General features: G+C 73.6%; 9 protein-coding genes. 3 read left to right on the top strand and 6 right to left on the bottom strand.

The window, feature by feature from the left end; genetic code table 11:
- On the top strand, nucleotides 1-829 hold an 829-nt coding region (locus BZL64_RS07340; protein ID WP_143663028.1), incomplete at its 5' end, for a PP2C family protein-serine/threonine phosphatase.
- Nucleotides 830-860: 31 nt separating this feature from the next.
- Here the strand turns inward: BZL64_RS07340 and BZL64_RS07335 are convergent.
- Nucleotides 861-1,304 carry a MarR family winged helix-turn-helix transcriptional regulator gene (locus tag BZL64_RS07335; protein WP_244205244.1) on the bottom strand — a complete coding sequence of 148 codons (444 nt, stop codon included), beginning with the start codon at nucleotides 1,302-1,304 and terminating at the stop codon, nucleotides 861-863.
- Between the two features lie 279 nt (nucleotides 1,305-1,583).
- On the opposite strand from BZL64_RS07335, the gene BZL64_RS07330 reads away from it, so the two are divergent.
- Together BZL64_RS07330 and BZL64_RS07325 are read left to right on the top strand one after the other, a co-directional pair.
- Nucleotides 1,584-2,960: an NAD(P)/FAD-dependent oxidoreductase gene (locus BZL64_RS07330; RefSeq protein ID WP_086767302.1), complete on the top strand. Its 1,377-nt coding sequence runs from the start codon at nucleotides 1,584-1,586 to the stop codon at nucleotides 2,958-2,960.
- 23 nt (nucleotides 2,961-2,983) lie between these two features.
- Nucleotides 2,984-5,221 (top strand): FUSC family protein, encoded by a 2,238-nt coding sequence (locus tag BZL64_RS07325; protein WP_086767300.1) that lies wholly within the window; start codon nucleotides 2,984-2,986, stop codon nucleotides 5,219-5,221.
- Nucleotides 5,222-5,368: 147 nt separating this feature from the next.
- Here the strand turns inward: BZL64_RS07325 and BZL64_RS07320 are convergent, their stop codons facing one another.
- From BZL64_RS07320 to BZL64_RS07300, 5 genes are all read right to left on the bottom strand, one after another.
- Nucleotides 5,369-5,800 carry a hypothetical protein gene (locus BZL64_RS07320; protein ID WP_086767298.1) on the bottom strand — a complete coding sequence of 144 codons (432 nt, stop codon included), beginning with the start codon at nucleotides 5,798-5,800 and terminating at the stop codon, nucleotides 5,369-5,371.
- A 29-nt stretch (nucleotides 5,801-5,829) separates the two neighbouring features.
- Nucleotides 5,830-6,669, bottom strand: coding sequence for a DUF1206 domain-containing protein (locus BZL64_RS07315; protein ID WP_086767296.1), 840 nt, complete (start codon nucleotides 6,667-6,669; stop codon nucleotides 5,830-5,832).
- 110 nt (nucleotides 6,670-6,779) lie between these two features.
- Complete coding sequence (locus BZL64_RS07310) at nucleotides 6,780-7,115, bottom strand: DUF5133 domain-containing protein (RefSeq protein WP_086767295.1); 336 nt, start codon at nucleotides 7,113-7,115, stop codon at nucleotides 6,780-6,782.
- 56 nt (nucleotides 7,116-7,171) lie between these two features.
- A complete protein-coding gene (locus BZL64_RS07305; protein ID WP_086767293.1) occupies nucleotides 7,172-8,029 on the bottom strand; it encodes a SigB/SigF/SigG family RNA polymerase sigma factor in 858 nt (285 codons plus the stop codon).
- Nucleotides 8,030-8,238: 209 nt separating this feature from the next.
- Nucleotides 8,239-8,634 (bottom strand): ATP-binding protein, encoded by a 396-nt coding sequence (locus BZL64_RS07300; protein WP_086767306.1) that lies wholly within the window; start codon nucleotides 8,632-8,634, stop codon nucleotides 8,239-8,241.
- Nucleotides 8,635-8,696 lie beyond the last annotated feature (62 nt).

Here is an 8,696-nt window from a genome sequence, read left to right as displayed (position 1 = left end):
GCTCGATCAGCATGACGGCGTCGTCCGGGTCCCAGCGCTCGCCCGGCGGGCCAGCATCGCGCTCGACAACGCGCGCCGCTTCGAGCACAACCGGGACATCGCCGAGACACTCCAGCGCGCCCTGCTGACCGAGCTGCCCACCACGCCCGGCCTGCGCCTGGCGGCCCGCTATCTGCCGGCGACGTACGGGCTGAACATCGGCGGCGACTGGTACGACGCGTTCCGGCAGCCCGACGGCAGCCTGATCACCGTCATCGGCGACGTGACCGGGCACGGCCTGCACGCGGCCGTCATGATGAGCCAACTGCGCACCGCGCTCCGGGCGTACGCCGTCGACGGCGGCAGCCCCGGCGTGCTGCTGACCCGGCTGCACACCTTCCTGCACCACCTCCAGCCCGATCTGTACGCCACCGCCGTCATCGCCCGCTTCCAGCCCGGCGAGCCGGTGCTGACCTGGGCGGCGGCCGGGCATCCGCCGCCGGTGCTGCGCGACCCGGACGGCCGGGTGCGCACGCTGGACGCCAAGCCGGGGGCCATGCTGGGCATCCCGCTGCACCAGGAGATCGCCGACCACACGGTGCCCCTGGTGCCCGGCTCGACGCTGGCGCTCTACACGGACGGCCTGGTGGAGCGGCGCGCCCAGGGCATAGACCCGGGCATCGACCGGCTGGCGGCGTCGCTCGGCTCCTTCGGCACCGGTGAACTGGACGCGGATCTCGACGGCGCGGCCGAGCGCATCCTGGACCCGATGCTGAGCGATTCCGAACGCGACGACGACGTCTGCCTGTTGCTGTGCCACGTCGACAGCGCGGCGGCGCCGGCCGGCTAGACAGGGCGCGGGGCGGCCGGCCCACGGCCCGTCAGGCTTCGGGCGCCGTCGGCCGGTGGCGGGCGCTGTGCGCCTGGTGGAAGCCGGACAGGCCCTGTTCCAGGGCGGTGCGCTGGGCCGGCGTCATGCCGTCGATGACCGCCGCCAGGCGGTGGACGCGCCGCTCGGTGACGTCCGTGAGGACACGGTGTCCGTAGGAGGTCAGGACGAGCTGCACCTCGCGCCGGTTGCGCGGCTGGACGCTGCGTTCCAGCAGGCCGGCCGCCTCCAGCCGGTCACAGAGGCGGCTCGCGGTGGGCAGGCCCACGCCGAGCCGCTCGGCCAGGGCGGTCAGGTTCAGCTCCGGGGTGTGCCGCACCGTCCGCAGGGCGAGCAACTGCCGGGCGGGCAGCCGCGGCGTGGCCTCCTCGGCCGTCGCCAGCCAGTCGGCGACGAGGCTCTCCACCGCGTCGACGACCCGCCTGGCCTGTGCCACCCGGCTCTCCCGCCGGCCGTCGTCGGAGCCCTCCGCGCACTCCACACCCGCTGCCCTCCGGCCACCGCACTGGTCATGTACGTCGGGCCTACCCGAAGGACAAGGGCGTACACGGGCCGTTGCGCGGGTAGCACGGGGCCTCAGGAGAAACGTTCGTCTGCATGCTCCGTCCGGCTGGCGCAACCGCTCCGGTCGCGGTGGGATCGACGGTGTGCGAAAGGGCCGCCCGGCGGGCACCCGCACCACGTCGAGGCAGACCGCCCGGAGCCGCAGAAAGGGATGGACATCGTGACACGACCCAGGATCCTGGTGGTGGGAGCGGGCTTCGCGGGAGTGGGGTGCGTCCGACGGCTGGAACGCCGCCTCGCCGCCGCGGAGGCCGACGTCACCCTGGTGACACCGTTCGCCTACCAGCTCTATCTGCCGCTGCTGCCGCAGGTCGCCTCCGGGGTGCTGACGCCCCAGTCGATCGCGCTGTCCCTGCGCCGCAGCAAGAAGTACCGCACCCGGATCATCCCGGGCGGCGCCATCGGCGTGGACCTGGATTCGAAGGTCTGCGTCATCCGCACCATCACCGACGAGATCGTGAACGAGCCGTACGACTACATCGTGCTCGCTCCCGGCAGCGTCACCCGCACCTTCGACATTCCGGGGCTGACCGACAACGCCTTCGGCATGAAGACGCTCGCGGAGGCGGCGTACATCCGCGATCACGTCATCACCCAGCTCGACCTCGCCGACGCCAGCAACGACCCCGCCGAGCGGGCGGCGCGCCTCCAGTTCGTGGTGGTCGGCGGCGGCTACGCCGGCACCGAGACCGCGGCCTGCCTCCAGTTGCTCACCCACAACGCGGTCAAGCGCTATCCCCGGCTCGACCCGGGTCTGATCAAGTGGCACCTGATCGACATCGCCCCGAAGCTGATGCCGGAACTGGGCGACAAGCTCGGCCGCAGCGCCCAGGAGGTGCTGCGCAGGCGGGGCATCGAGGTGTCGCTGGGGGTGTCCATCGCCAAGGCCGGACCGCAGGAGGTCACCTTCACCGACGGCCGGGTGGTGCCGACCCACACGCTGATCTGGACGGCCGGCGTCGTGGCGAGCCCGCTGATCGCCACGCTCGGCGCCCCGACGGTCCGCGGACGGCTCTCGGTCACCTCGCACATGGACCTGCCCGGCCACGACGGCGTGTTCGCGCTCGGCGACGCCGCGGCCGTCCCCGACGAGGCCAAGGGCGAGGAGGGCGCCATCTGCCCGCCCACCGCCCAGCACGCGATGCGGCAGGCCAAGGTGGCCGCCGACAACGTCATCGCGCACCTGCGCGGCCGGTCGATGCGGCCGTACGCGCACAAGGATCTGGGACTGGTCGTCGATCTCGGCGGCACCGACGCCGTGTCCAAGCCGCTCGGCATCGAACTGCGCGGGCTGCCCGCGCAGGCGGTGGCCCGCGGGTACCACTGGGCGGCGCTGCGCACGGGCGTGGCCAAGGCGCGCGTGCTGACGAACTGGACGCTCAACGCGGTCGCGGGCGACGATTTCGTCCGCACCGGTTTCCAGGCCAGGCGGCCCGCCAAGCTGAAGGACTTCGAGTACACCGACACCTATCTGACGCCCGAGCAGGTACGGGCGCAGGTGGAGGGCGGACACCCCGAGGCCGGCTGAGACGGGCGGGAGAGTACGGCGGCGTGAAGGCGGCGGCGCGGGCGGCGGGGGTACGGGACCGGGTCAGGGCATCCGATCCCGGGCTCCTGCGGCTCGCGGCCGGGCTGCGCACGGTCGGTGCGATCACCCTCACCCTGGCCGTGCTCTCCCTGCTGGACGCGGACGTCACGCATCTGGTGGCGGGCGCGATCGCGGCGATGGTCGCCACCTTCGCCGTCCGGGAGAAACAGCGCGGGCCGCAGGCGGTCACCCTCGCGCTGGGCCTGCCCGTGGCACTGGCCTCGGTGTCCCTCGCGGCGCTGCTGAGCTCCCACGTACTGGCCGGCGACATCGTGTTCGTCGTGCTCATCTTCTGCGCGGTGTACGGCCGCCGGTTCGGCGACCGGGGCACCGCGCTCGGCCTGATCGGCTTCCAGGTCTACTTCCTGTCCCTCTTCGTGGGCGCCACCCGGCACCTCCTGCCCGGACTCTGGGGGGTCCTCACCGTCGCCTTCGCCTGCAGCGCGCTGGCCCGGTTCGCGCTCGTGCCGCAGACGCCGGCGGGGATCCTGCTGCGGCTGCGGCAGGCCTTCAGGGCGCGGCTCGCGCAGTTGCTCGACGCTCAGCTGGAGCTCCTCGACGCCGGTCCGCAGGACGTGGAGAAGGCACTGGCGCACGTCCGCACCGGCACCGCACGGCTGCACGAGACGGCCATGATGATCCACGGGAGGCTGGAGGAGGGCACCCCGGACGAGGCGGCGGCCCGGCTGGTGCAGCGCCGGGTCGCCGACGCGGAGATCGCCGCCGAGCGGCTCGGCCTGCTCCTGCTGACGGCGCGCAGCGCCGAACGCGCGGACACCCTGACCCTGCATCTGCCGGGCGCACCGGTTCCCGAGGGCGGCCTCCTGCCCGTGCGGGAGGAGGCGACGGACGTGCTCCGCCGCGACCTGCGGGCGCTGCGCCTGCTGGTACGGCATCCCGTCGGCGACGGCGCGGGGTCCGCGCAGATCCGCAACCGGCTGCTCGGCTACCGCGACGAGGAGAACCTGCCGTCCGCCTCACCGGCCGTGCGGGACGTCTTCCGGGGCGTCGGCGAGAGCGCCCGCTCCGTGCTCGGCCTGCGGATCGCGCTCGACGGGCCGCAGGACGAGTCCGACGACAGCCCCGAGACGGCCCGCTCCCGTGAGGAACTGGACGCGGAGGACGCGGCCATCGGCGGATCGGAGGCCGAGGAGGAGACCGCGGAGAAGCCCGCGGGGCTGCGACGGCCGACCACCCGCGCGGCCGTCCAGGTCTCCGTCGGCTCCGCGCTGGCCATCGCCGGCGGCGAACTGCTGTCCACCCACCGCTGGTACTGGGCGGTCCTGACCTGCTGGATCGTGTTCATCAACACCGCGTCCACCGGGGAGATCCTGGTCAAGGGATACCGGCGGCTGCTCGGCACGGCGCTCGGCGTGGTCGCGGGCATCGGGCTCGCGGGACTGGTCGGCCACCACACGTGGACGGCGTTCGCGGTGGTGCTGCTGTGCGTGTTCGCGATGTTCTACACCGCGCCGCTGTCGTACACGCTGATGTCGTTCTTCGTCACCGCCGCGCTGGGCGTGCTGTACACGCTGCTGCACACCTACAGCCTGGAGGTGCTGGTCCTGCGGATCGAGGAGACCGCGCTGGGGGTGGCCTGCGGAGTGGTCGCGGCGGTCCTGGTCCTGCCGGTGCGCACCGACCGGCGCACGGACGAATTGCTCACGACCGTCCTCGACCGGCTGACCGACGTCACCGAGGCCTCCCTGGAACAGCTCGCCGGCGGGCCCGCGGCCGAGTTGCTGGACCGCGCCCGGGAACTGGACCAGGCCCTGTCCGACCTGCGCTCCGCGACCCAGCCGCTGACCCATCCGGTCACCCCGCTGCGGACCCGGCGGGACACCGCCCAGTACGTCGTCGCCCTACTGGAGACCTGCGCCTACCACGCCCGGTCGCTCGCGGCCACGGCCGAGCTGCTGCCGACCCACCCGTCCATCGCGGCGGACCCCCGGCTGCGCGGAGCCGGGCAGCGCATCCTGCACAACATCGGCGCCATCGCCGCGCGCGTCGCCGACGACCGCAGCACGGCCGAGGTCCGCACCGGCCCCAGCGTCGCCTCACTCCTGGCGCCGGGCACCCCCGGCACCCCCCGCTACGGCCGCGTCACCGACCGCGTCCTGCGCCACCTGCAGCGCCTGGACGAGGCGGTGGCGGGCCTGGCCAGACCTCTGGGGGTTCCGGTGTCGTCGCCGGGGAGGTGAGAGCGGGTCCCGAGGCCGACCAGAGGCCGGACCGGCTTGGGCCGACGTCCGGCCGGTGGCCCGCCTGGGCGCGGGCGGGCGCCCGGTGACCGGCGCCGGTCGGCGTCGGTCACCGGGCGCCCGGAGAGGGGTCCGCGGTGGACGGTGTCAGAAGTCCGTCGGCAGGCCGCTCGCCGCCGCGATGCCGCGAAGCTCGTCCGTGTCGTTCTGGCGCTGCTGGATGCAGCCGGCGATCTCGGCGAGGCGGTCCGGGTCGGAGGCGGTCACCGCGTCGGTGACCACGCGGACCGGGCCGGTGCCGTCGACCTGGATCTCGACGAGCTGGTTGTCGAGGCGGCCGGTGACGGCCGTGGCGATGACCAGGGCGGCCTCGTCACGGATCTCCTGGGGCAGCTCCTCGGTCTCCTGCGGATCGAGGGCGAAGTCGAGAGTCTCGGCGGATTGTTCGTCGAGGGCACGCAGGGCGGGCGCGACGACCTTGAGCAGCATCGCGAAGTCCTCGCTGTCCATGCGGACGCGCAGGAGGTCGAGGTACATGTCCACGGGCCGTCCGTCCGGCGGGAACTCGGATTCGTTCATCTCCCCCGGGTTCCCCGCCGACGCCGTGTTCAGACCTTCCGCCAGCGGGCCATCGCGAAGGAGAACACCCCGAACAGCACCAGACCGGCCGCGACGCAGGCCAGGAGCCCCGGCCCGGCGGACGTCTCGGCGAAGGATCGCAGGGTGTCGTCGAGTCCCTTGGCCCGGTCGGACTCGTAGTCGACGGCCGCGCGGACGGCGAAGGCGCCCGCCGCCGCGAACACCAGGCCGCGCGCGGCGCCGCCGGCCACGCCGGTGACGTCCACCAGACGACGTGTCCGAGGGGACATCTGCCCGAGACGCAGGTTCTCGCGGTAGGTGCGCAGCAGGGCCCGGCCGCCGATCCAGATTCCGCCGGCGACGATCCCGGCGCCGACCGCGCCGACGATCCACCGCCCCGCGGGCAGCTCCAGCACCCGGGCGGTGACGTCACGGGACTGCTTGTCGCTCGACCCGCCCCCGTCGCCCGTTCCCGCGGCGAAGGCCAGTACGGAGTAGGCGACGAAGCAGTAGAAGACGCAGCGGGCGAGTGCCAGGAGGCGCTTCCTCGGCTTACGGCCGTCAGGTCCGACCGAGCCGAAGACCACCTCGGACAGCCGCCACAGGGCCATGCCGACCAGCCCGACACCGAGGGCCCACAGCAGGACGGAGCCGTAGGGTCTGTCGGCGATCTCGGCGAGGGCGCCCTGCCGGTCGGCCTGCCGCTTCTCGCCGTCGCCGAAGGCGATCTGGAGGGCCAGCGCCCCGACGAGCAGGTAGATCACTCCGCGCGCGGCCAGTCCGGCCCTCGCGGCCCCCCGCGTGACCGAACCCCGCGCCGCGCGCTCGGCCTCGATCCGGCCGTCGCGCACCAGGGCACTCGCGTTCATTCCAACCTCCTGTGATAGTCCCGCCGAACCCGGATGCCCCGGCCTCGGCACCGCACACCCGGGCGCCCCGCCGCGGATCTGCCGCGGCGGGGCGCCCGTGGGCCGGCCGGTCAGGCGTACACGCGGGGACCGTCGTCGGTGGACACGTGGGGCCGGTCGTCCGTGGACACGCGGGACCGGTCGTGGGTGGACACGTGAGGGCGGTCGGCGGTGGACACGCGGGGCCGGTCGGCGGTGCGGCGGGTGGTGGTGTCGTCGGCGGTGGCCGCGGCGAGCCAGCCGCGGGCCACCTCCAGGGCCCGGTCGACCTCGCGGGTCCCGGTGGAGACGCACAGCGTGTACGCGAGATCCTGCGCCCGCGTGTCGTCCTCGGCGGATCCACTCGCCTTCGTGGCCTCGTACTCGTCGACGAGGGTGCGCAGGACGGCGGGGTGAGGCATCAGCATCAACAGGCTCCTTGCCCGAAAGGGTGGGGTGCGTACGGTTCGCGGTGGCCGCCGGCTCAGCGGCCGTCGCCGGGTCGGCCCATGGCCTCCTGGCGCACCTGGGCGCAGCTGCGGCTGATGAGCCGGGAGACGTGCATCTGGGAGATGCCGAGCCGGTCGGCGATGCGGCTCTGCGTCATGTCCTCGAAGAAGCGCATGTAGAGGATGGCCCGCTCGCGTTCCGGCAGCCGGCGAAGGCTCTCCTTGGCCGACTCGCGGTCGACCACGATGTCGTAGGAGACGTCGGCCTCGCCGAGGGTGTCCGCGAGGCTGTAGCCGTCGTCACCGGCGGGGAGTTCGGCGTCCAGCGAGAGGGTGCTGAAGCTCTCCAGGGCCTCGAGCCCCGCGGCGACCTCGTCCTCGGTGAGGCCGGTGTGGGCGGCGAGGTCGGCGGTCGACGGCTCGGGGGCGCCGGGGGTCTGGGCCAGTTCGCGTCGGGCCAGACGTACCTTGTTGCGCAGTTCCTGTACCCGGCGGGGCACCCGCAGGGCCCACATCCGGTCCCGGAAGTGGCGCTTGATCTCACCGGTGATGGTGGGGACGGCGTAGCTCTCGAAGGCCCCGCGTTCCGGGTCGAAGCGGTCGACGGCCTTCACCAGGCCGAGTGCCGCGACCTGGCGGAGGTCCTCGATGGCCTCGCCCCGGTCGCGGAAGCGGCCGGCGATCCTGTGGGCCATGGGCAGCCAGGCGGTGACGATCTCGTCGCGTACGGCGTCCCTCTCGGCTCCTTCCTCCATCGTGGTCAGCCGGGTGAAGAGGCGTGCGGTGTCGGGAGCGTCGTCGTGGGTCCGGCGCGGGTGACCGCTGGTGTGCGGGGTGAGCGGGGTGTTCGGGGCGGACGTGGCAGGACGGCTTGTCGACATGTCGATGAGCATGCGGAATCGCTCCTGAGCGGTCGTGTCGAGGAATGACCACGGGAGGGTCGCTGCCGTCCGGGGCGCAGGGAGCGCCCCGGAGCGGTCATACCGCTCCCGTCGGCGCGCCTCCGGTCCGAAGCACGAACCTCCGTCTGCCCTGCGTCCGGAGGAACAAACTCCGGTGGCCGGAAAGCTGTTCGGACGGCTGGTGCGGCCGTGACGGCCGGTCAGGACACGGGGACCACGGCGGTGATCCGTTTGCCGCCGGACGGCAGCCCGGACACCCGGACGTCACGGGCCAGCCGGCAGACGATGGGCCAGCCCCGGCCGCCGGTCCGGCGCCTGCCCTGCTCGTCCAGCGGGTCGCTGACGACGGGCAGCCGGTCGCTGCGGTCGCTCACGGAGACCCGTACGGCCGGCCCGTCCACGTCCACGTCGAAGTCGGTGATGCCGCCCCCGTGCAGGATGGCGTTGGTGGTGAGTTCGGAGGCGACGAGCAGGGCGTCGGAGAGCGCCTCCTCGTCGTAGGGACCGCCGGTGGTCCTGCCTCGCCCGGCGACGGCGCGGCGTATGGCGCTGCGGACGTCGGACGGCCGGCACGGGCCGCGCCCGTGCCAGTGCACGGGGGCGGGTGCGTCGGTACGGCCGGTCCTGTCCCTGCGGTCGACGGGCTCGGCCCCGTCGC

Origin of the sequence: Streptomyces bobili (assembly GCF_002154575.1) — a bacterium.
GTDB lineage: Bacteria > Actinomycetota > Actinomycetes > Streptomycetales > Streptomycetaceae > Streptomyces > Streptomyces bobili.
Note: the sequence above shows the minus strand (reverse complement) of the source record. Positions and strands in the feature narration are given on the sequence as shown.

Coding starts and splice junctions, on each gene's coding strand:
- BZL64_RS07330 (WP_086767302.1), top strand. CDS start 1,584: ATGGACATCGTGACACGACCCAGGATCCTGGTGGTGGGAGCGGGCTTC.
- BZL64_RS07320 (WP_086767298.1), bottom strand. CDS start 5,800: ATGAACGAATCCGAGTTCCCGCCGGACGGACGGCCCGTGGACATGTAC.
- BZL64_RS07315 (WP_086767296.1), bottom strand. CDS start 6,669: ATGAACGCGAGTGCCCTGGTGCGCGACGGCCGGATCGAGGCCGAGCGC.
- BZL64_RS07310 (WP_086767295.1), bottom strand. CDS start 7,115: ATGCTGATGCCTCACCCCGCCGTCCTGCGCACCCTCGTCGACGAGTAC.
- BZL64_RS07305 (WP_086767293.1), bottom strand. CDS start 8,029: ATGCTCATCGACATGTCGACAAGCCGTCCTGCCACGTCCGCCCCGAAC.